We start from the raw sequence: 25,480 nt of genomic DNA, 5'->3' as shown, positions 1-25,480 counted from the left end.
TTTAGGTTTCAAGTGTAGAACTTGAAACTTGAAACTTTAAACCTGAAACAAAATAAAAAAATGGAAAATTTCACAAACGAAACGATTGATACGCGCCAACTTCCAAAATTTGAGGAAGTCACTTTTACGAATTTACATCCTAAATATATTAATGTGGTTTTGATTAGTCTGGTGAGAATTATAGCACTACTAATTCTAGTTCCAATATTATTTTCCATGCTTAAACCGGAATTGTTTTCAGGAAGAGTCTGGTTGATTTTGGGAATAGTAATTCCTGTGTTTTCGATTTTGTTAGTCGTGTTTTCGATTATTGGATTCAAGAAAAAAGGATTTGCATTCCGGGAACACGATGTTCTTTTCAGACACGGGATTATCGCTACAAAAACTATTGTAATTCCTTATAATAGAGTGCAACATGTGGCTTTGCATGAAGGATTAATTTCACGTTATTTTGGTCTTGCCAAAATTGAAATTTTTACTGCCGGAGGAAGTTCAAGTGATATTGAAATTCCGGGAATCGAAAAAGAGCAAGCCGAAAATATCAAACAATTGTTGATGGGTAAAATACAAAAGCAATTGTAATGGGAGCCGATTTTAGTCAGCCGCAAAGGCAATCTTCAATAGGGATTTTGGTGATGTTTTTTTACACGCTTCAGCAATACGCCAGAGCGTTGTGGCCTATGATTGTGATTTGGATTTTCAAGTTTGACGAGGTTAATAAATTGTATTTTTTCCTTGGGATGGCAACTGTCTTTGTGAGTATTGGAGTTGTTTCTTATTTGAAATATCTGAATTTTACTTTCTTTTTGGATGCCGAAAATGAAGAATTTATCATTACAGATGGCGTTTTCAATAAAACCAAAACAGCGATTCAGCTTCGTAAAATCCAACAGGTAAATATCAATCAGTCTTTTATTCAAAAGTTAATTGGTGTTTATGAATTGGATGTAGATACTGCCGGAAGCAATAAAAAAGAAGGCGCTATCAAAGCGATTTCGCATGAATTGGCTTTGGAGTTGAAATTCCGTTTGTTGGAAAATGAAGAAACACAGCATGCAATTGGAACTGAAGAAATTTCATTGGAGGAAACTGAGCAAAAACTATTTGAAGCGACACATCCTTTTATTAAAATAAGTTTTTTGAGTTTGTTGAAAGTTGGAATAACGTCTAACTATGAGAGAAGTATCGCCTTGTTGCTTATTTTCTTTAGTACGATTTATGAGAATTTGCAAAACTTTGGAGACGAGAATAATGTTTACAAAGAGAAAGTAGGCTCTTACATTGATGAAAATTTAGTCTTTCAGACGATTTTAATATCGATAGTGTTTTTGTTTGGGATTGTTTTGGTTGTAAATGTAATCCGAATCGTTTTCAAATATTATGATTATAAAATAACCCGACAAAAAGGCTCTTTGTTGTTGTCTTTTGGGTTGTTAAACACAAAAAGCACTATTATCAAGCCTGAAAAAGTTCAGATTACGACCGTTAAAAGGAATTATTTCCAAAAGAAAATGGGAATTTTAGAACTGAAAATCAAACAAGCGACAAGCGGAGAAAAAGAAGAACGCAAGTCGGTAATAGAAATTCCGGGCTGTAGTGAAACCGAGAGAGATTCGATATTGAAATTGTTGTTTCATAAAATTCCTGAAAAAGGATTAATGCTTCAGCCTAATTTTCGTAAACTTGTTTTTTCTGTTTTCCTTTCAATAGGACTACCTTTGTTCGGATTTTTGGCGATTGGGTATTGGATTGAACCTATCGTTTTTGAATACAGTTATGTAGTGCCGGTTTATGTGATTTTTATTGGATTAATCCAATATTTTAAATTTAAAAATAACCGATTGTTCATCAACGAGAATTTTATAATAAAGCAAAGTGGTGCTTGGGATGTAAGCAACGATATTATTGAGCCCAGTAAAATACAGGCGATTACAACTTCCCAGCTTTTTTGGCATAAAAAGTTGAATATAGGTTCTGTAACATTGCATACAGCAGGAGGAGATATCGCTTTTCAGTTAGGGGATTATTCAGTCATAAAACAACAAGTCAACCTTTGGTTGTATCAAATAGAAACTTCCGATAGTAATTGGATGTAAAAAAAATGGTTTAAAGTTTGAGGTTTAAAGTTTTATATACTTTGAATCCTAAGTTTTAAACTTCAACTTTTAAATAAAAAAACATGAAACATTGGATTGAAGCCGCACGATTACGTACATTACCCTTATCGGTTTCTGGAATAATAGTTGGTAGTATGTATGCTTTGGCACACCCAACAGATGATATATTAACGCCAACAGAAGTCTTTAACTGGCGATTGTTTGGCTTTGCTATTTTAACAACTTTAGGATTGCAAATACTGTCTAATTTTGCCAATGATTACGGTGACGGCATGAAAGGAACGGATAACGAGGATCGGGTAGGTCCAAAACGTGCGATACAAAGTGGTGTGATTACTCCACAGGCCATGAAACGCGCGATTATAATTACTTCGGCATTGACATTGCTTTCAGCGATGTTGTTGATTTATTATGCGTTTAGAGATACAAATTTATGGTTTTCCTTGTTCTATTTAGTATTGGGAATTCTTTCAATTATTTCTGCAATTCGCTATACAGTTGGGAATACAGCTTATGGTTACCGTGGATTTGGCGATGTATTTGTCTTTGTATTTTTCGGATTGGTAAGTACTTTAGGGGTGAATTTTTTATACTCCAAACAATTGGATTTTGAATTGGTTTTACCTGCGGTTGCTATTGGATTATTGAGCGTCGGTGTTTTGAATCTGAATAATATGCGTGATGAAGCCTCAGATAGGAAGTCTAATAAAAATACGATTGTCGTAAAAATTGGCGGAGCCAAAGCAAAAATATATCATTATTTTTTGATTGTAACTGCGATGGTTATGGTGTTGATTTTTGCAATTTTAGACGACTTTCATTTTGATCAATACTTATTTTTATTGGCGTACATCCCTTTAACTAAACATTTAATTACCGTCTATAAAAATCAAAACCCTAAGGAATTAGATCCTGAATTAAAAAAACTGGCATTGAGTACTTTTGCACTTTCGGTTTTATTGTCGTTAGGTATGATTTACTTTTTTTCGGATATCATTGTGAATACATTTTTAGGCGGGAGATAAAATAATAATCGAATACGGAATCTTTCAATCATTCAATTTTTAAATTAAAAAAAATGAAAATAACATTTTACGGCCACGCATCATTAGGGATAGAAGTTGGAGGCAAACACATCATTGTTGATCCTTATATTTCGGCTAATCCAAACGCAGCACACATTGACATTGACACCTTAAAAGCGGATTATATTTTGGTGACGCACGCCCACGGAGATCATATTCTCGATGTCGAGGCAATTGCCAAAAGAGCCAATGCAGTAATTGTTTCCAATGCTGAAATTGCAGGTTATTATTCTCAAAAAGGCTTTCAGTCGCATCCTATGAATCACGGTGGAAGTTGGAATTTCGATTTTGGGAAACTGAAATATGTAAATGCCATTCATTCCAGTTCCTTTCCTGATGGTAGTTACGGAGGAAATCCGGGTGGTTTTGTCATCGAAGGCGAACATAAAAACGTATATATTGCAGGCGATACGGCACTTTCTATGGATATGAAACTCATTCCTATGCGTACCAAACTCGACTTGGCTATTCTGCCGATAGGCGATAATTTCACAATGGATGTCGAAGATGCCATTATTGCTTCTGATTTCTTGGATTGCGATAAAATTCTAGGGTATCATTATGACACTTTTGGGTATATCGAAATCGACCACGAGGAATCCATTCGTAAATTCTTCAACAAAGGAAAAGATTTGATGTTACTGGAAATAGGAAGTTCCATCGAATTGTAATTAGTTATTGTGAGTTTTCCGAAGCAATCTCCAGCTATTCGTTGCAAATGAAATTCACTGAACTCTACTAAAATAAAAGTATGGTGAAGTAATCTTTTTATCAGCCGAAAAAGGCTGATAAAAAGTATTTTCACTGCAAACGAAGTTCAATGAACCCCTATGTAAATAAAAATTAAGTGAAGTAATCTGGGCTAAAAAACGTTAATCAAGAAAATGAACATTCAAAAAATAGCTTTAATAGTAGTAACAATTATTTCATTTCAATCTGTTTTCTCTCAAAAAGACGGCTATTGGGATAAAACCCGCGCTACAACCGAAGAAATAACGGTTTCAGCCAGAGACAGAATCATCATAAAAACCCAAGATTTTCCTGAAGGAACTACCGAGGTCGTTTATAGAATAACGCTTTTGGATAAAAATCAGCAAATGGCGGGTAGTTTAGTTTCTGTTTTAAAAGCCATTCCAGATCCTACGGGAATTAGTCAGGGTTCAGCAGGAGCGGTTTTTATTTTGTCTAAAATTTCTGGTGACGACAAATGTAAGTATGCTGTTTTTTCCAGTGCCGACTTGGCTGCAAAATACAAAGAAAACGGAAAAACGGATAATGCGTGCTTACTTCAGGATACGCCAGTCAGTAAAGATGCCAAACGACTTTCTACAGAGAAATCGGCTTGTATGCAATCCAATTCTGGGAATTTATGGTTTGGTTTCGAAAGTAAAAACTGGATCATGAACCAAAAAATTATTCTTGAAGTTGTGCCGTGGGTCGATAATAAACTCAGTCGTGGCTGGACGCTTGAAAACAGAAAAGCAATCATCGATCAATGTAAAACATCTAATTTGGCTCAAAAAATGACCAATTCAGATGATTTTTGTGTTTGTATTCTTGATAAAATCCAATCCAAGTACAAGCTTAAGGAATTTCAAAAATTATTGGCTGTAGAGCGTGCTAAAGTGTTTAAGGATTTTGGTAACAGTTGTTTTGGGGAAACCAGTCTTTCAAAAAGTGTTTATGATGATTTGCGCAAGCAAGCCGCTGTATTAGCAAAACAAGGAAAACAAGGCGAAGCCATCTTGAAACTGACAACAATTATCAATGATGGAAAAGCAACCGCTTTGGATTACAATGCGATAGGAAGTAGTTATGTACTGACGAAACAATACGGAAAAGCGATTAAATTCCTGAAAGAAGGCGAAAAACTCGATGATACGGAGTTGTTGATAAAGATGAATTTGGCACATGCCTATTTATTAAATGATAATTATGCCTCAGCAAAAGCTATTTATAAAGAGTATCAATCTCAAAACGTTACGGATAGTTTGAGTTGGACTCAAAAAATAAAACAAGATTTTGCTACTTTCAAAAAGGCAGGAATAACTTCCCGTGATTTTGAAAGAATTTTAAAGTTGGTGGATTAAGTTTTGATATAATTAGTTAAATGCAAGTTTGCAAGATTAAAATAACTCATAACTCATAATTTCTTGAAAGCAACATATCACAAATACATTCTGGATTTCAAACGACCATCAGGAACTTCCCGTGGCGTTATGACCGAAAAAGAAACTTGGTTTATCGTCTTGGAGCAAGATGGTAAAAAAGGAATAGGAGAATGCGGAATCCTTCGCGGATTGAGTATTGATGATCGTTCGGATTATGAAGAAAAATTACAATGGACTTGCGATACTATTCACTTAGGAAAAGACCAACTTTGGGAAGCTTTAATGGAGTTTCCTTCGATACAGTTTGGAGTGGAAATGGCGTTCCAATCTTTGGAGAGTGAAAGCCCTTTTTTGTTGTTTTCTTCGGACTTTACAAATGGCACAAAATCCATCTTGATAAACGGTTTGGTTTGGATGGGCGAGGAGTCGTTTATGAAGCAGCAAATCGAAGAAAAACTAGCGCAAGGTTTCCGATGTATTAAACTCAAAATAGGTGCGATAGATTTCGATAAAGAACTGCAATTATTGCGATTTATTCGGGAACATTTCACTCCGGAGCAAGTCGAAATTCGGGTTGATGCTAACGGTGCTTTTAATGAAAATTTAGCTTTAGATAAATTAACGCAACTATCTGAATTTAAATTGCATAGTATCGAGCAACCGATACAAAAAAATCACACTGACAGTATGGCAGAACTGTGTAAAACCACACCTTTTCCTATTGCTTTGGATGAGGAGTTGATTGGTGTGTTTACTTTGGCAGAAAAGGAACAATTATTAGAGAAAATCAAGCCGCAATACATCATTTTGAAGCCTAGTTTTATAGGCGGTTTTCGAGGCACTCAAGAATGGATTTCATTGGCTGAAAAGCACAAAATTGGATGGTGGATTACCTCAGCTTTGGAGAGTAATATTGGACTCAATGCTATTGCGCAATGGACCTTTTTACAGCACAATTTGATGCCTCAGGGATTAGGAACCGGAGCACTTTATACCAATAATTTTGACTGTCCACTGGAAGTTTCACAGGGGCAATTGTGGTATAAAAATGAGTTGGATTGGAAGTTTGATTTTGCTCTTTTGAAATAGATTATTTCGTAGTTTTCTTTTGTTCGCCATCTCCCAATAAAACGGATAGTGTCTTTAAACTAGGTGTGCGGTCGGCAATCAATTTTATGATACTGATGAACGGAATGAAGAGAATCATTCCTGCAGCGCCCCATAAAATGCCTCCCACGATTACTACAATAATGATGACAAGTGTGTTTATTTTTAAACGGCTTCCCACAGCGAAAGGAAATATAATATAGGCTTCGAGTGCTTGAACAACAGAAAAAACAGCAATGACGGCTAACGGATACCAAATCGAATTGTACGTTATCCAAGAAACTGCAATGGGCAAGAGCGACGATATCATGATTCCTACATACGGAATAAAAGTAAGGATTGAGGCTATAAAACCAAACAGAAATGGGTGTGGTACTCCGATAATCAATAGTCCGATACTGTTTAATAATCCAACTATTAAATAGACCAGCAGCATTCCTTTGATGAAATTGTAATACGCATGAATGGTTTCGACGAGGATTTCGTGAATGGTTTTTTTTCTTTCGGGAGGGAAAAGTTCATATAAGGCATTCGATAACATCTGGCGGTGGAAAAGTATTAATGCCGAGAAAACAGGAATCATTAATAAGAAAAATACAGATTCAGACAGGGAATAAGCGGTGTTTCGTACTATTGAAAAAGCTTGTGAACCGGAGTTGTTGAGCGTATTATTGATAAATTCTGTTTGTTTTTGCAAACTAATGTCAAATCGTTCCGAAATAAAAATACTCAATTGGTTTATTGTTTCGGTTAGTTTGGTTCTTAAAGATTGCCATTCGTGAAGAAACTCTGAAAACTGTGCGAATAATAGATAAATTATGGCTCCTACCAAAAGTGTTACCCCTAAAATGGAAATAATAATTGCAATTCCTTTGTTAATTCCTTTTGTTTCCATCCATTTACAGATGGGGTACAGAATGAAGCTGATAAGTAATGAAAAGCTTAACGGAATAAATAATGTTTTGCCAAAGTACAGAATTAAAGCCGCCAATACGATAAACTGAAGAATTTCTAACACAGAAAATCTCCTGTTGGATTGAAATGGAATGGGTTTTTTAGAAGATTCTGACATATAATTGTTGTATTATAAGCGTTATTCCTTACTCTTCCTTACTTTATAAACGATTTAAGTATCAACCTAAAACGTGTAACAAGCTACTAAATTGCCAATTATTGCGAATGTTTTAAGTTTCCAATAATCGTCTGTGGTAATTAATTTGTCCCAAATGATAGGCTAGGTGCGTGGTCAAATGGACAAGCATAAACTCAGTAGAAGTCTTGTTTTCGAAAACTAAAAGAGGATATTCCTTTTTTAATTCTTCTTCTGATATTGTATTTAATGCATTGTCAACAACGACAATGGTTTCTTCGATTGTTGATAACAATTCTGCTCTTGGAATATCTTTCAGTGAAAACTCTAATGGTCTGTTTCTTATATAGCCTGTCTTTCCAAATTCGGCGCCAATGTAAGTATTTAGATTTCCCACTAAATGCAAGCATAGATTTCCGGCTGAATTAGCGATGCCTTTTTGAATTTTCCAAATATCGCTTTCGTTTTGGTACGAGTCAATTTCAGTTTTTAGCTGATTTAAATCTCGGTTGAATAGTGTTTTTAAAGTTTCAATTAGCATTTTTAGTTTCTTTGTATTTTTTCAATGATAGCAGTGCTTGTTGCTGTATTTTATGTTGAAAAAAACCAGTCCAACCTAATAAATATCCTGTAATTCCAAAAGCTTGTTTGGACCATTTCCAGATGTCGAAATCATCAGTGTGTTTTTTGATCAATCCGTCTTTAAACTGAAACTGTGCGCGAATAACATTTACTACTTTTCTATTGGTTTTACTAAAATTGTAGGTAGCTATCCATTGCGCGGAACCAACGTATTCATCTGCTTTTATATCTGAAAACTCAATTTTTATATTTCCTTTACTTTTTTCAATAAGCATTTTCCACATTTGGCAAACATCCTTTTCTTTTAATAAACCAAAAGCAGGATCACGAAACTCAATTTTAGAATGGTAGCATTCACACATAGTTGAAGCATCGGCATTGGCAAAAGCAGTATAAAACTTAATGAGGGTTTTTTCGTTTGGGGTCATATCTACATAAAGTGAGTAGTAAAAATAATAATTTTTTTGTTAAAATTTAGGTTTTAAAAAAGGAATATAGAATAATTTGATGTGATTTATTTCTGATATAGAAACACCAGGAATAATTCAGGATTGATTCTCATTAGATTACATTCGGAAATGGTTTCTCAATTTTAGATAAAAAAAGAGCATAGACTTTTAAGTTTCTATCCTCTTTTATAATTTATTAGATGGTATTCTATTATCTCGACTTATTTAACGGCAGGAATAATATCAATTATTACGGTACGATTGTAAAAACGTTCTTCGGGAGTTTTGTTGTCAAACGGAGAATTATTTTCATTTTCACCATAACCTGATACATCGAATTTAACATCGTTTCTACCTGCTTTAGTTAAACTGCTCTGAAGAATATTTTTTACATCATTTGCACGAGCTAATGACAAGTCCTGATTGTATACTTCTTCACCAATAATATCCGTATGACCTTTGATAATTACGGTTGCTCCAACAGGAATTTTAGGCGTAACTACCTCAGTTAGGTATTTTTCATACAATGAAATCGCTTTAGAAGTATTGAATTCATAGATAATACTATATCGCATCCCTTCTTCCATTTTTGCAGGAGTCCAAAGTACCATGTGAACCGGAGTTTCTTTTTCTACAATTTTACCACTTTTAGTCTGGCCAATCATTTTTACTTTATAATCTCTTTCTGGACGGCTACCTAAAATTGTTTTTCCAGGAATGCTTACCTCATCTTGAGTATAAGGTCCAAAAGATTGTACTTTTCCTTGTTCGTCAGTTATTTGTAATGACCAAGATGATAATGCTTCGCCAGCTCCTTTATTGTTGAAGGTTACATAACTTTCAACTGGTGCTTCTTGTGAGGCAACAATCTGTACTGGTTTTAATGGCGCATCAGGACCACTTTGAAATTCCATCAATAGATCAGTAGAGTTACTTTCGATAGAAACTCTGCGATCTCCTTCACGTAGCAAAACCAATTCTAATGTTGCTCCTGGTTGCTCTGATGGGATATTTGGTTTATTTTGACCTTTAGTGGTAATTCTGGTTGGATTTATTGCAAATATATTTACCAAATAGGTTTTAACAGATTCTGCCATAGTAAGACCATCTGTATTGCCATTGTTAGAGGAACCCACCAAAGTAATTGTCGATGAAGGATTTTTTTGCATGCGATCTCCAAGGATGTTCAGTACATTATAATAAACAGTCATTTGACGTTTAGAACGATCTGATAAATTTTTTGGAGCAAATGTTTCCAATTGATCTTCTTTGAAGTCTTTCACTTGATTTTTCGTCAATAAAACATAACGATTTGGAATCTCTGTTGATCCTTCATTAAAGAAAACATAGTTTCTAAGCGGGAAAATTTCAGTCATTCTTCTTTCTCCGGGAACATTGCTAGGAGAGTTTACAGAAAACTGCACTTCACGGTCTTTAGCCATATCTGTTGCTTCTTGAATGTTTTTTCCTTGTCCCAATTTAAGGGCAACTCCCGCTCTAATTGTAGTTATATTCCAAGTTTCTGTTGCACGTGGATTTTGACCAAAATAAGGTTGGAAAGAAATAAAAGGAGACAATACAAATTGTGTTTTGTTGCTATCTGAAGAAAGCGGAATATCATATCCTGCACCAATTTGCATTGACAAAATAGTTTTCTCTATCTCGCTAAATTCACCCGTTACTGCAGGAGAAGGAGCTTGATCAGGGAAAGCTGGATTAATACCTAATTGATAGGTAAATGATTTGTCCATATTGAAAGCCAATCGTGGACCTCCATAAAGATAAAAATTAGATTTAAAAGGAGCAAAACGTACGCTTGGTTCCACTGTGATGTAACTTAAGTCAGTAGATAAATCAGCAGGACAGTCGCATGCTGTTTTTACTTGGTCAAAAGCACCTTTGCGGCTATCATATCCTGCTTGTAACATTACACCCCATCTTGAATCAGCAGGACGGTATTCTAAAAGTGGAGCAATAAAAAGCCCAGTACCATTTCCTTCATGAAAAGTAGCCGGAGGCGTAAAACCAGCATTCAACTGATTAGTAGAACCTTCGTAAAAATTAAAATTAGCACCACCAGCAAGTCCAAAGTACCAAGAAGGTTTAGCATATTTAACCGCTTGAACTTCTTGTGCCTGTATTGGTGTTTGCACGCTTAACCACGTCAATGAGACTACTAAAAGGCTTTTTAGTGGTAAGTTATTAGGTGACCAAGCTTGGCGTAATCCTTTTTTGAAATTATTTATATTGTCCATGTTATTTGTTTTGTTTGATTCATTTTAAATATATCCCGTCCTAAGACGGGATGAAATGTTTGATTCCAATAGTTGTTTTGTCAAATACCTAATTTGGCACATTTATAACTGTATTTACCATAGTAACTGAAGCTACTAGAGAAATCGCTCTACCATTTAGTACTGTTAAAAAGGGATTAGTGCTGTTAGCAGGGGAAGATAAAGTCACACCAGAATTGGCGATAATGTTTCCAACCATAACTCCACCACCAGCGTAGTTAATAACTGCTGCAGTACCAACATACCAATACACATTATTAGGATTTCCAACACCGTTTAAAAAAGTAACACTGCTTGGCATTGAATCACCTACTGTTAAAGTAGAAGGTGCTTGAAAGTACCATTTTGCATTGGGATCACCATTTGCATTTAAGGTAAGATTTCCGTTAGTTATAGTAAAAGAGCTTGAAGCTGTATAGATACCAGGAGCTAATGTTAATCCACCTAATTCACCAGCACCCGGATTAGCAACGCCACCTGGCATTGAGGCAGGGGAGATGCTATTGTAAAGATCTCTTGCGGCATTTAATCCCGCTAATGCAGTTGCTGCTTTGGTAGTATTTCCTGGAGCAGGAGCATCCGTAAAAATACCATCCGTTACAACTCCGTTATTTAAAGGGGTTACGGTATAAACATCACCACTAGTACCATCTGTAAAACCTGTCACTAAAGATGACGCAGCAGTTGTACCTATTGTTCCATCTACTACAGATAATAATCCTTGGTTTGTGATTCCTGCATTACCTCCAAAAACTCCAAAAAACAACCCGCTTGTAACTATAGGGGCCGGTGTCGCTGAGTTCACTGTGGTGAAATTCCACACATAGTTATTCGCTAATGGAATACCAACAGTGTTTTTAGCACCAGTTGTGATAGTAGCAGTATAAGTAAGTCCTGGGTCTAATGAATTTACAGGGTTAAATGAAGCCGTATTTCCACCAGTGTAAGTAACAACGCCGGGAATTACTGTTGTACCTTGTTTCAAAGTAAAAGTTGTTGTGTTTATTGTTAAAGGATCCATAGGAACACTGAATGTTGCTGTAACAGTTTTATTTAGATTAACTCCTGTAGCATTATTAAGTGGGTCTGTACTCGTTACTGTAGGTGCTACTGCTGTAGTGAAATTCCATACATAATTAGCAGCTAATGGAGTGTCTAGTGTGCTTTCAGCTCCAGTTGTTATTGTAACAGTATAAACGGTGTTAGCGGTTAACAAATTTGTAGGTGTAAAAGATACTGTAGACCCAGAATAAGTAATTACTCCAGCAACCGTATTTGTTCCTTGTTTTACCGTAAAAGTTGAACTGTTTAACGTCAAAGGATTCATTGGTACACTAAAAGTGGCAGTTATCGTTTTATTTAGAGTAATGTTTACGGCATTGTTTAATGGGTCAGTAGTACTCACCATAGGAACAATAAGCATTCCTGTACTAAATGTCCAAACATAATCAGCTTGAAGTGCATTACCCATTACATCCTTAACTCCAGTTTTAATTCTAGCACTGTAAGTAGTATTTGGAGTAAGAGGACTGCTAGGAGTAAATGTAGCAGTAGTTCCACTATAGGTTACTGTACCTGTAATGGTAGAACCATCGGCTTTAGTAATGATAAATGTGGATTGATTGATTGTTGCTGCATCCATCTCTTCATTGAATGTTGCAGAAATCAGTTGTCTAAAAGGAACGGCTAAAGCTCCATTAACCGGAGTTGTAGATTGAACAACAGGGCATATACCTTCGGGAGCTATAAAATCGTCTTCCGCACAGCCTGAAATTAATGCAATAAACAATATTGCAAATGTTAATAGTAAGTTTTTAGTTTTCATTTTATTGATTTAGGGGATTAAGTATTTTGTACAGCAAAGATTGTTTTGTTATTGACTGTTGCTGTTACACAATTAAAAATGGAAGTTGTAAAATTCACTTATTCGAAAAGTTAAATTTTTAATTTTAAATTGATAATCAATTACTTGGAATTTTAAATATGTTAAAAAGGTATCACTCTATTTAATTCTGTTCTTCAAAAACTTAGGAATGCTTAAAAAGTTTAATCTAAAACATATTGTAGCTTAAACAGTTTTTAAGTTAAAGACTCCCATTAAATAGTGCAGAAACATAAAAAAAGGGTTCAACTTTAATGAAAAAGTTAAACCCTGTTATTTTAAATTGGCACCCTTTTTAGGGTAGTATGTCTTATTAAATTGTAATATCGGAAGCGGTTTTATTTAAACACAATTTTCCTTTTTCTCCCAAATTAAAAATGAATTGGGTAAGTTCTTTGGTAAACGTGTCAAGACTCAAAGCAGATTGCTTGATGAAATCTAAAGATTCTTTTAGATCATCTGGTGAATTTACAGATTGATGATGCAGCAAATAGGACAAACCTAAAATATTAGCAATGGGCTGTCTCACTTTGTGGGAAGTCATAAACATCATTTCCTCCAGTCCTTTGATGTATTCAATTTGGTATTCTTCGGCTTTTTTAAGCTCTAGATTAGCAGCAATTAATTCAGCAGCTCGGTTTTCTTTCTCTTGATTTTGAAACGCAAGTTCTTCATTGGCGATAATCAATTCAGCAGCTCGGTTTTCTTTTTCTTGATTTTGAAAAACAAGTTCTTCATTGGCAATAATCAATTCAGCAGCTCGGTTTTCTTTTTCTTTATTCTGAAAAAGAAGTTCTTTATTGGCAATAATCAATTCAGCAGCTCGTTTTTCTTTTTCTTGATTTTGAAACGCAAGTTCTTTATTGGCAATTATTAGTTCTGCGGCGCGTTTTTCTTTTTCTTGATTTTGAAACTTAAGCTCTTTATTGGCAATTATCAATTCAGCGGCACGTTTTTCCTTTTCTAAGTTTTGAAAAGCAAGTTCATTATTGGCCATAATTAGTGCTGTAGCTCGTTTTTCTTTTTCTAAGTTTTGAAAAGCAAGTGCTCTATTTACTATTATTAGCGCTTCTTTTTTGAATCTTTTTTCCATGCTCTGTTCAAATTAATTGTCAAAAGATATAATCTAAATAAAATAAATCTCCAGGTTAGAACTTTTGTTTTGAGCTTATTTAAAAAAGAACAAATAAATGGTTTATAACAGATTTATCGAATTATCGATGATTATTACATTAGAAGAAATCAATTCAAAACTAAAATGTAAGAGTTATGATTTTGAAGTATCTGAATGTTTGGTAACAACATTAGTAATTACAAATTGTAGTAATGTCCCTAATATTCTTTTGATTGGATTATGGGTTGATCCCAGCAAAACTTTTTTAGTCAAATAACCGGTTGATATACCAATAACATTACTAAGTATATTTCCTTTAAAATCAGATGAGGTAGCCAATTGGCCAAAAGCATTTTTGATTATATTCAAAGGTTTCAAACTTTCATACGTATGATAATACTGGTCTTTAAGATGTACTAATTCGTTAGCTTGTTTTATTTTAAGCAAGTGTATCGTTTCCTTAAGAGTATCTGTCTCGTTAATGGTTTTCATATTAACTTTTTTTAAGCATTTTGACAATGATAAAATTGCTGATTGGCATTTTAAGCCATTGATCTTTATAAATGTATAACACTATTGAAATCAGAAAATAAGCACTGGATACTATAAAAAAACCATAATATACTTTACCTAATAATTCGCCTATCCATAAGGAAAGACCAATGTTTACAAGAAATGCAAACATTACAAAAACAATAGAAACGGTTAATCGAGAAAGAAGCGAGGACATGACATCAGCAGTTTTATCTACTGCATTTAACTTCACCAATTCTACTGTTGTTCTAGTATAATCCTCTGCTTTCTCAAAAAGCATTTCTATTGTTGTTGCTGTGTTTTCCATGGGATAATTTGTAAGCGTAGTTACTTGTGAAATTTTAAAATCGAAGTGTCTTTTTAGATACTTGTGTTTTTAATTTCGTTTTTTACATCATAAAATTTTGATTTCCCTTCAGCAAGTAAAGTTTCACCTTCATGCTTTGCATCACCAAATTTTGATTTTCCTTCAGCGATTAAATTTTCGCCTTCACTCCAAATTTTCTCATACTTTTTATTGATTGTTCCCAATAAAGTATCTAATTTATCTTTTAATTCATCAGCATAATCGTTGCTCTTGTCCATGATTTTTTTTCTTGTTTTGTCCCCTTTTTCAGGTGCAAACAATACTCCTAATAATGCTCCAACGGCTACGCCTCCTAAAACTCCTAATATTATTTTATCTGCTTTCATAATTATTTATTTTATTGTTTTATTGTTTTATTATTTGATTTAGATACCCCTACCTTGTATAAGTCTAAATAGTATTGCAATAACTGCAATAACAAGAAGTACGTGTATAATTGATCCTACGCTGAATGCAAAGAATCCAATAGCCCAAAAAATGACTAAAATAACTGCGATTGTGTAAAGAAGATTGCTCATGATTTCTAGTTTTTAATGATTTATATTTGTATTCAATTTATTTTTGTAGGTCAATTAATAAGTAGATGTATTAGATTTTTCGGCCTTGTATAATTCTCAATATAACTGCAATAACTGCGATAACAAGAAGGATATGGATAATTGATCCTACGCTGTATGCAAAGAAACCAATTGCCCAAAAAAGGACTAAAATTACTGCGATAGTGTAAAGTAAATTGCTCATGATTTTTAATTTTTAACGATTATTTTTTGATTAAATTTAGTAAAGTTACATATAAAAAATATATGTATTGTTTTGTTTTACAGTGTTTTATGGTAAAATTAGTTTTGCTTTTTTAAAACTAATTAAAAAGCAAAAGCAGCGTAGAAACTCAGGACGCTATTTTTAGCATCTGGAGAGCTAAAGCTAGTTGATGAGTCTTCTTTTCCAATTTTAGTCAATCCATAATTGTAACGTACTCCAAAACTAACTGGTTCTAAATCAATCCCAACACCACCGGCAAGACCTGCATCAAACTTGTTGAAATCATCCGTGTCAATATTATCTTCAAAATTATAACTACCACTATCTGATTTATTAGTCGTTTTAGCACTCACCATATAAGCTGCATAAGGACCTGCATGAATATTAAAATTCTTGGTCACATTAACTACCAATAAAAGTGGTACTTCGATATAATCTAATTTAAATTGAGCAGTTCCACTCACCAAAGAGTTATTGTAAACTAGTTCAGCTCCCTTTCCAGTGTAAGAGATTTCAGGTTGCAAAGCGATATTATTCGAAATAGGCAATTTGGCAAAAAAACCAACATTAAAACCTGTTAACACATTGTTGTCATCAACGTCTTCAGTATATAAATTAGAGAAATTTACGCCTCCTTTTACACCAAATTTTGAAGCGCTGTCTTGTGCATTTGCATTAGTTAAAGTCATGAATGTTATGACTAATGAAGCAAAAATCAGTTTTTTTGAATTTTTCATTTTAATTGTTTTTGTTATAGAATTATTATACTACAAATATCAGCATCTTACGCCCTTACTTTGTTACAATACTTTTGGTTAAGTTTACATTATTCACACCTTAAACGATTTATTGTCAAATATTTTCTAGTTGTTTTTTTTAATCAAAAAATAATTAGACAAAAAAAAGACGAGTTGTATAACTCGTCTTTTTAATTTACTATTTGTTGTCTACTGTGAGGTTTTTCAATGCCTGGCCAAGTTCATCCATATCGCGATTGTATTCCTGTTTAAAAGATTCCCAATCATTGCTGGTGTCATTTTTATAGGTTTCAATCTTAACTTTTATATCATTATTTTTTTGTTCTAAAATATCAATTTTTTCAGCATATTCCTCATCGATTGATTTTCCGGTTTTTTTCATACTGGCTTTCATCTCCGCTATTCTCATTTCATTTTCAGCAATTGTAGCATTAGTACTTGCTTTGAATGCATTCCATTCATCTTCTGTTGCTACTTTTCTAGCATCTGATAATTCTTCTTTTGCATCATCAAGATTTTCTCTTGCGTCTTCTACATTATCTTGAGCAGCTTCTTCTTTTTTAGAAGTATTTTGACAACCTGTTAAAACGGTTCCAGCCATGAAAGTTGTTATTGCAAGGGTAAAAAGTGTCTTTTTCATTTTATATAGTTTACTATTAAATTTTTTGATGGGATTAGAAAACTTCCGTTTAACCATTTTATAATTCAAACTAGTAGCATTTAATGTTGCTAGTTTGAATTATGCAACGGTTTTAAAAGTGGGCAATGTAGTAATAGGGGTAAATAAGGTTTTTTTGAAAAAAAAATATTAGATAGACTGTATAATTTTAAGAATTTCTTCTTTGGTTTTCCCCAATTTAATTTGGAGTTTTCTCAGCATTTCTTCTTTTTTACCTTCTGTAAAGAGTAAATCATTCTCGGTCAAAGCAGCAAATTTTTGTTTTAATTTTCCTTTTTGCTCTTCCCAATTTCCTGTAAGTTCTATTGAATTCATTTTTTTGTGTGTATTGTACGCGAAATAGTTTTCACTTTACAAAGTTGGCGCGTTTATGGATTAAATCAGTTACATAACTTTATGAATAGTTTGTTATATTCACTGATTTTGTAAAAAAAGGAATCAATAAATTATTTCTTATGGAATAATTAAATAGCTTTTTTTGGTATTTATATCAAATAACCATTTTTGTTAATTTGAATCGTGAATATGATTTGGAACGTATTTTTTTAATAGGTCTTCCAATGATTTGTAATAATCCGTTAGTATTTTAATATTTATTTCAGGATTTGTAACGTCCGGAATAGTTACAGGCATCTCTGATAAATATTTAGATAATTCAGGATAGTCATTCCGTATTTTCATTGTAATTTCAAGAATAGCGTCATTAAGTTCTTTTTCTGTTTTCATGATGATTTCAATTTTAAGGTTATTTTTAGAAGCACTTTTTATTTGAATTTAAAAAATAAAAATCATTAAAAACATCCTTTAATAGTATGATGTTTTTAATGATTTTAGAGGCATTGAGTTGTTTGTAAATACCATTTTTAATTAGAAAAGGGCATTTTGTACAACTATTTTTATAAGATAATAAAAGATCCTATGTCAGTGGTAAGACCAGCTGTAACAACTATATCAGTTTTTGTTACTGGTAATAATGGTAGAGCAGGAGTGATAGTAATGGTATACGTTCCAGGAGGAAGTCCCATCACTAAGAAATCACCATTTTCATTTACATTGCTCGTATAACTTACAGCTGTTGATGAAGTTGCTTCAACTACAGCCATTGTTCCTATTGGAGTAATTTTACCTTTTATAGAACCGCTAATTGCTTTTTCTATTGTTCTAATAACCGGTTTCAATTGATATCCGCCATTTCCTAATTTAACCACCGATTTATTGGCATCAAAATCCAAAAGAACAGTGTACAATATTCCTTCTTGAAGTGTTTGGTTAACTTGAAGCTTCAATCCGCTTTGTTCTGCACTTGGCGTGCTCAAAGGATAACTTACACCATCAAGAACTACTGTATTATCAGCACCTAAAATAAGTCTTATTTGTTTCACTGAAGAAATTTCAAGTGAATCTGTTGCGATTAATGTATCGACACCATTAGAAAATTCTAGTAAGTTATAAATACCTTTTTCTACATTAAGTGCTACAATTTTACCGTCATCTCCTATAACTTCCACACCTTGTATGTCTACATTTACTTCTTCATAAGGACCTGGAGCGTCAGTCAGTCTCACGGCATAAGGATAACTGGCATTGGTATCATCATTGTTACAGGAATAGATTAGTAATCCAAGCATGATGAAAGACAGAATAAATTTCATTTTTTTCATTTTCATTTTAATTTAGGGGTTCAAAATATTTATAGTATTGTAAAGATACTTTGCGCCTACAAATCAAATGTTATACAACTTTACTATAAAGTTGTAGAATTCTCACTTATAAGGATAAAATAATAAGTATTTTCTTAATTTGATGTATTTTCGAGAAATATATTAAGCTATTGCTATTTAAAGACTATTTTATAGTATCAAATTTTGCCCCAATATTTAATTCCTTTTTCATTTCTATTTCTTCCTGATCTTCGAGCTCTTCCAGTTTTTTATCTTCTGCTTTTTTCTTTTTATTGAAATAGCCTCTCAACAGAAAATTATGTTTTGCAGCTTCTATAACTTCATTGAGTCCTTCGGTTCCTGTTTTTACATTTGTTAGGGTAGAATCAATCATTCGACCCATTTTCTCATCACTGACTAATTTTGACAACGCTCCTTTTCCATTATTCATCTTGAAAGTAAATTTTTGAAATTCATTTGAACTGTTTTCAAGATTAGAAACCATGTTTTTTATACTGTTTCCAAATTCCTCATCGGATACTAATTTAGATAAAGCGCCATTTCCGTTATTCATGCTGTAACTGAACTGGGCAAGTTGAGCTGTAATAACGCCGGCATTATCGACACTCTTTTTTACGCTGACCATTAAATCATCCATTTCTATAGCTTGCTTTGAAGCTATATTATCGTTGTTTTCTACAATTACATTAGAGTTTTTCCCGGAGGATATGGTAAGCACTTTATCGCCCATTAAACCATCAGAACTAATGCTCGCAATAGCATCTTTCTTGATGTATTTACGAACTTCTTCTTTTATGATTAATTTAATTACCACAGAAGTATCCGTAAGAAATTCAATTTCTTCCACCGTACCGATATTGATACCGGAAAAACGAACATTATTGCCTACTTCAAGTCCGTTCACCGAATTAAATTTCGAATTCAATTCAAATGTAGAGCCAAATAAATTTTTCTGCTTTCCAACAAAATATATTGTTGTAACAAAAAGTACTAACCCTATAATTACAAACATTCCTAATTTCCATTGGTATCCAGATTCTTTATTCATTTTATATTTTTTTATTGGTTATATGAAAAAAGAACGAACCCATTCGTCATCACTTTTTTCTAATTCTTCGTATGTTCCTTCGGTATGTATTACACCATCTTTTAGAATCACAAGCCGATCAGCAGTGTGTTTTGCACAAGCCATATCATGAGTAATAATAATCGAAGATGTTTTATGCTTTTTTTGAATTTCTAATAATAATTCGCTGATTTCTCTTGATGTTATTGTGTCTAATCCAGTGGTAGGTTCATCATATAATATGATTTCGGGTTTTAGAATAAGGGTTCTTGCGAGACCAATTCTTTTTCGCATTCCTCCTGATAATTCCGAAGGCATTTTATCAATTGCCTCAGCCAAGCCTACACTTTCCAAAACGTCTTTTATTTGATTTTCTAATTCTTCGGCAGATAAATCTTTGGCGTGTCGTTTCAATGTAAATCCTAGATTTTCTCGAACACTCATGGAATCATACAGCGCTGCATTTTGAAAAAGAAAACCTATTCGAACTCTGATTTCATTAAGTTCAGTGGTATCTATTTTTGTGATATCGGTACCAAATACATTTATTTCGCCTTCATCAGCAACCACTAAACCAACTAAACATTTTATGGTTATTGATTTCCCGGAACCTGATTTTCCTAAGACTACTAAATTTTCACCTTTATTGACAGAGAAAGTAACTCCTTTTAAAACCTCGTTTTTGCCGAAGGATTTATAAAGTTCTTTTATTTCTATAACTGGACTATTCGTTTTAGAAATAGGAGCAGGAGCTATTGTTGTTGTTTCTTGTATCATTTTAGAAAAATAAATCAGTTAATTGTACGGCAAGCATATCAATAATAAATATTGTTAGCGAAGCAGTAACTACAGCAGAATTAGCCGCTTTCCCAACACTTTCAGTTCCATTAGCCGCATTAAATCCTTTATAACAGCCAATCATTCCAATAAAGAAACCAAAGAAAAAAGTTTTCATAGTCGCCGGAAAAATATCTAAAAATGTAATGGATTCTAAAACTTGTGAGATGTAACGGTATAAATTAACATCACTATGAATATTTATTCCCACATATCCTCCGATAATCCCAATACCATCTGCATAAATCACTAAAAGCGGAATCATAAGTGTAGTGGCTAAAATCCTTGTAACGACTAAATATTTATACGGATTTATTGCTGAAACCTCCATCGCATCTATTTGTTCCGTCACTTTCATGGACCCTAATTCAGCACCAATACCGGATGAAACTTTACCGGCACAAATCAAAGCGGTAATTACGGGCGCTATTTCCCGTATTAAAGAAAGAGCAACCATACTTGGCAACCAGGATTCTGCACCAAACTTAGCCAATGTAGGTCTCGATTGCAGTGTAAGCACTAAGCCCATTATAAATCCTGTGATGGTTACTAATGGCAAAGATTTATACCCAATAACGTAACATTGTTTCATAAACTCCTTGATTTCATAAGGAGGTTTGATCACTTCTTTGAAAAAACGCGCTGCAAATAATGTAATGTTGCCTACATCATTGAAAGTTTCTTTCAAGTACGTTATTATGCTTTCTTTTTTGGCTGTTACTATACTATTCATTGGTCATTGTGTTTTTTATAAATGCGAATTAAGTATTGACTTAAAGTGAATTAGAAGAAATGGTTTGCTTTAAGACAACATTAAATCTCCTAACTTTTTCACCTTATCATGATGCGCAGTTAATAAAAGTTGTTGTGATTTAAGGATGATAAGAAGCTCAACGGTAAGATGATCAAAATTATCGGTCAAGGTTTCTTTATAACTTTTTATGGCTACAAATTCTTTATATTCAAGAGTGTTTAAAATATCTTCTCTGTCTTTATCGACAAGTTTTGCCTTGAAATTCATCCAAAGCTTCACAAAAAAGTTGTTTTTTTTAATCACATCCACAGGAATTCCGCCCATTTTTTGAACTTCTTCTGCCAGTTCTGATTTAAAAATTTCACTTGTTTTTTGGAATTCAGAAAACAAATTTTTCAAATCACTTTCTTCTGTTACTATTGTTGCAGTTTCATAAACCTGAATTCTATCATTATTGATTTCAATAAGATTATTTAATACCACAATTGATTTCTCTTTATTCATCTTATTCTATTTTAACAGTGATTAAACTAGATTATACTGTACTACATTTATTTTAGATTACCTGCTTTGCAAAGGTCATTATGAATGCCGATAAATGTGTTATATAACTATTTTTTAAAGTTGCATTATTCACACATTCAATAAATTGAAATTTTAGCATCAGAATTAAGCTTCTTTTTTAGTACCTGCAACTATCAAAACAACACCGCCTACAGCAAGTATAATTCCTATAATTGGAGACCATTTTACGGGATGATTAACTTCTTTGTTAATTTGAATTGGTCCTATGTCAACTACTTTTTCAGTTGTTACATAATTAAAACTAGTATACAACAACATAATTATTCCTAAAATAATCATAACGATTCCTATAGTTCTTGTTTTCATTTTTAAAAGTTTTTAAGTTGATATATAATGGTATAAAGGTTGAGCTATGCTCTTGAAAAGTATTCTTTAACAAAATTATGTTGCTGATTTACGTCCATTTTATCAGTGTCTTTAATCTCGAATTTAATTTTTAAAAAACGGGTGTCTTCACTCAAAAGATCAAAGAGTTCTATTTTTGCATCAGTAGGTCCAAAGAGAATTACGCGTTTATAATTTTTTATGGCTTCGCCAATTTTTTTATAGTACTCAAAAAGTTGTTTTCTCTCTTTACTAAAATTTGAATTTTCGGATTTTGCTAAACTTGCAATTTTTTCCTGATTGCTAAGTTCTGATTCAATGGTTTCTATTTCAAAATGCTTGGAAGTAAATTCCATTAAATGAGCCATGGAATGATCCATCCAAATGCCTAATTTCTTTGTTGTTTTCATAATTGTTTTTTTAGCGTTATTTGACGTAACTATTATTATAATTAATGAATTACAATTATTTAAAGTTCAGTTATTTAATCTAAAAAAACATTACATTACTTTAGGTAAAGATTATATAATTTACATGTTTTAAGTAGGGTTTTTAATCCTATTAATTTGAATGAAAATTGAAATAATTCCTGCTTAGAAAAGCAATAATTATAATACCAAAAAGGGCTATTGTAAAAACAATAGCCCTTAACCAAACCTAAAAAAAACCAACCTAACCTTACTATTTTTATGAATCTACTGTTGTGGTAGATTTATCTTCTTCTATTTTTTTAGGAGTTATTTTACCAACTCTGCAATGACTTTTTGAAGCTGAATAAACTTCGTTTTCTGAATTTTCCATGTTTTTATATTTTTATTATTCTAAATATCTTCTTAGTGTCCAAGCCATTGTTTCGTGTGCTTCCATCAAACCTGTAAGGAAATCAGCAGTTCCGGCATCTTTATTTTCTTCAGCACTTGTATCAACATCTTTTCGAAGATGAACAATAACTGTTTCATGATCTTCCAGTAATTCTTTAACCATTTCTTTTTGAGATGGATAATGATTAGGCGATTCTTTGATGATGCTTAAATCTGAAAACTCTTTCATCGTTCCAATAGTTTTTCCACCTAATTTGCTGATGCGTTCTGCAATTTCATCTATTGAAGCTTCCAGTTGTATATATTGACCTTCAAATAATTTGTGAAACTCCATAAAACTTTCGCCAGAAACATTCCAATGAAATTTTCTTAATTTAATATACAGTGTCATTTCATTCGCTAAAATTGACGATAGGATAGAAATGCTATTTTTTAAATGCTCTTGTGTAATTCCAATTTGTGGTTTCATATTTTCTATATTTAATATTTAATTACCGCTACTTTTTTTAAGACTTTGTACACGTTTTTTTTTTAATATTCAAACGGTGTGCAACAATTAATAAAGTATCATGATAGTACAAAGGTCATTTGATTTCGCTCTAAAAGTATTATAAGATTGTAAAAATAAGTTACATGATTCACACCTTATTGGAGTATAAAAGCTATGTAATCAGTGTTTTTTGATTTAGTATTGAAGTTTTAATCAATTGATTAATCTATGTTTAAGCAATAGAAACTTCTTTAGCCAGGTAAATTTCCTGAACAGCTTGTATCAGTTTTACACCTTCGCCAAAGGGGCGTTGGAAAGCTTTTCGACCCATTATCATTCCGCTACCACCAGCTCGTTTGTTTATGACGGCAGTTTTTATGGCTTCGGCCAAATCAGTTTCACCTTTAGATTCACCTCCGGAATTAATCATGCTGACACGCCCGGAAAAACAGTTCATTACTTGATAGCGGCATAAATCTATAGGATGATTTGAGGCTAATTTTGTATACATATCTGGATTTGTTTTGGCAAATTGTATTGCCGTAAAACCACCGTTATTAGTAGGTAGCTTTTGTTTAATAATATCTGCTTGGATAGAGACTCCCAAGTAATTGGCTTGACCGGTAATATCAGCAGCGGTATTATAATCGACACCGTTTTTAATAAATACATCATTTCTTGCGTAACACCAAAGAATAGTTGCCATACCTAAATTATGCGCTTCTTCAAAAGCTTTTGCCACTTCTATAATTTGCCTGTCTGATTCGGCTGAGCCAAAGTAAACAGTTGCGCCCACAGCTACAGCTCCCATATTCCAAGCATCTCGAACACTCCCAAACATGATTTGATCGTATTTATTGGGATAGGTTAGGAGTTCATTGTGATTGATTTTTACAACAAACGGAATTTTATGGGCATATTTTCTGGATAACATTGCCAGTCCTCCCATTGTGGAAGCCACCGCATTACAGCCCGCTTCAATGGCTAGTTTCACAATATTTTCGGGGTCAAAATAAATAGGATTTGGAGAAAAAGAACTTCCCGCAGTATGTTCAATTCCTTGGTCTACAGGTAAAATCGAAATATAACCAGTATCCGAAAGTCGACCATGATGGTACAATTGTGTCAAACTTCTAATCGTTTGTGCGTTTCGATTGCTTTGTAAAAAAACGGTATCTATATGCGAAGGATTGGGTAAATGAATTTGATCTTTCGAAATTGTTTTACAGACATGATTCAGTAAAAAGTCTTTTTCATTGCCTAATAAAGCTAATAATTGCGCTATATTTTTCATCTTGAAACAGTCTAGATTTACAATAGTTATTCCATTTTAAAATACTGATATAAAGATAGTTATATTTAATAATTTAAATCTTGTAAATGATTAAAAATTAAATTAATGGCTATGAAATGAAGTGTTTGTGAGTTTTAAAATGGATGAATTAATGTTTTTAACAAGGAAAAAGTTACGTTTAAAAAAGTCCAAAGAATTTGAAAATTACTTATTTGTGACCAAGTAAAACGAAAAATAACTTTCTTTGAATCCGAAAAAACAAGGAAAGTTATATAGTGTATTGGACCTTTAAAACAAATTTGACTGTTTTGTTTGGCTATAAAATAGCTTCACATTGTATAAAGATACAGGTATTTTAGTGTAACCAATAATTTAATAGAGATCCGCTAAAATTGTATTTCAATCAAAATGAACTAAGTACTAGTATATTTTTATGATTCGTCTTTTGTTGTACGAACCAAACTGATTCCAGAAACGAAGAAAATAATACCCAGTACGCCGTAAATAATTAATGATTTAACATCTGTCATGTCGCCTGATGTTCCAGCAAATACTATTGCAGTATAAATAAGACCACCTATTCCAAGTGCGGTAAGTAATGCTCCAAAGATTCTTTTAAGATTCATAATTTTATTTTTTAAAGATTGATATTGTAATTTATTTTTATGTTTAACTTTCAAAGTCTACTTGATAAAA

General features: G+C 33.0%; 31 protein-coding genes. 6 read left to right on the top strand and 25 right to left on the bottom strand.

The window, feature by feature from the left end; genetic code table 11:
* Positions 1–60: 60 nt before the first annotated feature.
* From C8C87_RS08085 to C8C87_RS08060, 6 genes are all read left to right on the top strand, one after another.
* Positions 61–582, top strand: coding sequence for a PH domain-containing protein (locus C8C87_RS08085; protein WP_121343331.1), 522 nt, complete (start codon positions 61–63; stop codon positions 580–582).
* Complete coding sequence (locus C8C87_RS08080; protein WP_121342235.1) at positions 582–2,096, top strand: PH domain-containing protein; 1,515 nt, start codon at positions 582–584, stop codon at positions 2,094–2,096. The genes C8C87_RS08085 and C8C87_RS08080 overlap by 1 nt, the downstream gene beginning before the upstream one ends.
* Positions 2,097–2,179: 83 nt before the next feature.
* A complete protein-coding gene (gene menA / locus C8C87_RS08075) occupies positions 2,180–3,142 on the top strand; it encodes a 1,4-dihydroxy-2-naphthoate octaprenyltransferase (protein WP_121342234.1) in 963 nt (320 codons plus the stop codon).
* A gap of 53 nt (positions 3,143–3,195) precedes the next feature.
* Positions 3,196–3,873 (top strand): metal-dependent hydrolase, encoded by a 678-nt coding sequence (locus tag C8C87_RS08070; protein ID WP_121342233.1) that lies wholly within the window; start codon positions 3,196–3,198, stop codon positions 3,871–3,873.
* A 213-nt stretch (positions 3,874–4,086) separates the two neighbouring features.
* On the top strand, positions 4,087–5,292 hold the full coding sequence (locus C8C87_RS08065; RefSeq protein ID WP_121342232.1) for a M48 family metallopeptidase: 1,206 nt from the start codon (positions 4,087–4,089) through the stop codon (positions 5,290–5,292).
* Positions 5,293–5,355: 63 nt separating this feature from the next.
* Positions 5,356–6,402 (top strand): o-succinylbenzoate synthase, encoded by a 1,047-nt coding sequence (locus C8C87_RS08060; RefSeq protein WP_121342231.1) that lies wholly within the window; start codon positions 5,356–5,358, stop codon positions 6,400–6,402.
* 1 nt (position 6,403) lies between these two features.
* On the opposite strand, the gene C8C87_RS08055 is transcribed toward C8C87_RS08060, so the two are convergent.
* From C8C87_RS08055 to C8C87_RS07935, 25 genes are all read right to left on the bottom strand, one after another.
* Positions 6,404–7,492, bottom strand: coding sequence for an AI-2E family transporter (locus C8C87_RS08055; RefSeq protein WP_121342230.1), 1,089 nt, complete (start codon positions 7,490–7,492; stop codon positions 6,404–6,406).
* Between the two features lie 112 nt (positions 7,493–7,604).
* Positions 7,605–8,051, bottom strand: a complete 447-nt coding sequence (locus C8C87_RS08050; protein WP_121342229.1) for a DUF1572 family protein — start codon at positions 8,049–8,051, stop codon at positions 7,605–7,607.
* A complete protein-coding gene (locus tag C8C87_RS08045) occupies positions 8,041–8,520 on the bottom strand; it encodes a nuclear transport factor 2 family protein (RefSeq protein WP_121342228.1) in 480 nt (159 codons plus the stop codon). Before C8C87_RS08045 ends, C8C87_RS08050 begins: the two co-directional genes overlap by 11 nt.
* A gap of 242 nt (positions 8,521–8,762) precedes the next feature.
* Positions 8,763–10,796, bottom strand: a complete 2,034-nt coding sequence (locus C8C87_RS08040) for an OmpA family protein (RefSeq protein WP_121342227.1) — start codon at positions 10,794–10,796, stop codon at positions 8,763–8,765.
* Between the two features lie 88 nt (positions 10,797–10,884).
* A complete protein-coding gene (locus C8C87_RS08035; protein ID WP_121342226.1) occupies positions 10,885–12,660 on the bottom strand; it encodes an Ig-like domain-containing protein in 1,776 nt (591 codons plus the stop codon).
* Positions 12,661–13,030: 370 nt separating this feature from the next.
* Complete coding sequence (locus C8C87_RS15845) at positions 13,031–13,810, bottom strand: diguanylate cyclase (RefSeq protein ID WP_233550017.1); 780 nt, start codon at positions 13,808–13,810, stop codon at positions 13,031–13,033.
* A gap of 174 nt (positions 13,811–13,984) precedes the next feature.
* Positions 13,985–14,323: a hypothetical protein gene (locus tag C8C87_RS08025; RefSeq protein WP_121342225.1), complete on the bottom strand. Its 339-nt coding sequence runs from the start codon at positions 14,321–14,323 to the stop codon at positions 13,985–13,987.
* A gap of 1 nt (position 14,324) precedes the next feature.
* On the bottom strand, positions 14,325–14,672 hold the full coding sequence (locus C8C87_RS08020) for a hypothetical protein (RefSeq protein WP_121342224.1): 348 nt from the start codon (positions 14,670–14,672) through the stop codon (positions 14,325–14,327).
* A 53-nt stretch (positions 14,673–14,725) separates the two neighbouring features.
* Positions 14,726–15,058 carry a YtxH domain-containing protein gene (locus C8C87_RS08015; protein WP_099715305.1) on the bottom strand — a complete coding sequence of 111 codons (333 nt, stop codon included), beginning with the start codon at positions 15,056–15,058 and terminating at the stop codon, positions 14,726–14,728.
* A gap of 39 nt (positions 15,059–15,097) precedes the next feature.
* Entirely contained in the window at positions 15,098–15,250 is a 153-nt protein-coding gene (locus C8C87_RS08010) for a lmo0937 family membrane protein (RefSeq protein WP_121342223.1), read from the bottom strand.
* Between the two features lie 70 nt (positions 15,251–15,320).
* A complete protein-coding gene (locus C8C87_RS08005) occupies positions 15,321–15,473 on the bottom strand; it encodes a lmo0937 family membrane protein (protein ID WP_121342222.1) in 153 nt (50 codons plus the stop codon).
* 122 nt (positions 15,474–15,595) lie between these two features.
* Positions 15,596–16,231 carry a porin family protein gene (locus C8C87_RS08000; RefSeq protein WP_099715306.1) on the bottom strand — a complete coding sequence of 212 codons (636 nt, stop codon included), beginning with the start codon at positions 16,229–16,231 and terminating at the stop codon, positions 15,596–15,598.
* A gap of 199 nt (positions 16,232–16,430) precedes the next feature.
* Positions 16,431–16,892: a hypothetical protein gene (locus C8C87_RS07995; protein WP_147402365.1), complete on the bottom strand. Its 462-nt coding sequence runs from the start codon at positions 16,890–16,892 to the stop codon at positions 16,431–16,433.
* Between the two features lie 168 nt (positions 16,893–17,060).
* The gene (locus C8C87_RS07990; protein WP_099715308.1) at positions 17,061–17,246 is read right to left on the bottom strand and encodes a CsbD family protein; all 186 of its coding nucleotides are present in this window, start codon (positions 17,244–17,246) and stop codon (positions 17,061–17,063) included.
* Positions 17,247–17,438: 192 nt separating this feature from the next.
* Positions 17,439–17,657 (bottom strand): hypothetical protein, encoded by a 219-nt coding sequence (locus tag C8C87_RS07985; RefSeq protein WP_121342220.1) that lies wholly within the window; start codon positions 17,655–17,657, stop codon positions 17,439–17,441.
* Between the two features lie 170 nt (positions 17,658–17,827).
* Positions 17,828–18,592, bottom strand: coding sequence for a DUF4382 domain-containing protein (locus C8C87_RS07980; RefSeq protein WP_158589738.1), 765 nt, complete (start codon positions 18,590–18,592; stop codon positions 17,828–17,830).
* A 184-nt stretch (positions 18,593–18,776) separates the two neighbouring features.
* Positions 18,777–19,661 carry an MlaD family protein gene (locus C8C87_RS07975; RefSeq protein ID WP_121342218.1) on the bottom strand — a complete coding sequence of 295 codons (885 nt, stop codon included), beginning with the start codon at positions 19,659–19,661 and terminating at the stop codon, positions 18,777–18,779.
* An 18-nt stretch (positions 19,662–19,679) separates the two neighbouring features.
* Positions 19,680–20,456: an ABC transporter ATP-binding protein gene (locus C8C87_RS07970; RefSeq protein WP_121342217.1), complete on the bottom strand. Its 777-nt coding sequence runs from the start codon at positions 20,454–20,456 to the stop codon at positions 19,680–19,682.
* 1 nt (position 20,457) lies between these two features.
* Positions 20,458–21,216, bottom strand: a complete 759-nt coding sequence (locus tag C8C87_RS07965; protein ID WP_099716317.1) for an ABC transporter permease — start codon at positions 21,214–21,216, stop codon at positions 20,458–20,460.
* A 102-nt stretch (positions 21,217–21,318) separates the two neighbouring features.
* Positions 21,319–21,774, bottom strand: coding sequence for a PA2169 family four-helix-bundle protein (locus tag C8C87_RS07960; protein ID WP_121342216.1), 456 nt, complete (start codon positions 21,772–21,774; stop codon positions 21,319–21,321).
* A gap of 165 nt (positions 21,775–21,939) precedes the next feature.
* Positions 21,940–22,161 carry a hypothetical protein gene (locus C8C87_RS07955; protein WP_121342215.1) on the bottom strand — a complete coding sequence of 74 codons (222 nt, stop codon included), beginning with the start codon at positions 22,159–22,161 and terminating at the stop codon, positions 21,940–21,942.
* A 44-nt stretch (positions 22,162–22,205) separates the two neighbouring features.
* Entirely contained in the window at positions 22,206–22,589 is a 384-nt protein-coding gene (locus tag C8C87_RS07950; protein ID WP_121342214.1) for a hypothetical protein, read from the bottom strand.
* Between the two features lie 406 nt (positions 22,590–22,995).
* Positions 22,996–23,469, bottom strand: a complete 474-nt coding sequence (locus C8C87_RS07945) for a Dps family protein (RefSeq protein ID WP_121342213.1) — start codon at positions 23,467–23,469, stop codon at positions 22,996–22,998.
* Positions 23,470–23,722: 253 nt separating this feature from the next.
* Positions 23,723–24,784, bottom strand: a complete 1,062-nt coding sequence (locus C8C87_RS07940) for a class I fructose-bisphosphate aldolase (protein ID WP_121342212.1) — start codon at positions 24,782–24,784, stop codon at positions 23,723–23,725.
* Between the two features lie 431 nt (positions 24,785–25,215).
* Entirely contained in the window at positions 25,216–25,410 is a 195-nt protein-coding gene (locus C8C87_RS07935) for a hypothetical protein (RefSeq protein ID WP_099716318.1), read from the bottom strand.
* Positions 25,411–25,480: the final 70 nt, after the last annotated feature.

The organism is Flavobacterium sp. 120, from assembly GCF_003633605.1.
Lineage (GTDB): Bacteria > Bacteroidota > Bacteroidia > Flavobacteriales > Flavobacteriaceae > Flavobacterium > Flavobacterium algoritolerans.
The sequence above is the reverse complement of the archived record's forward strand: the minus strand, read 5'-3'. Positions and strand labels throughout refer to the sequence as shown.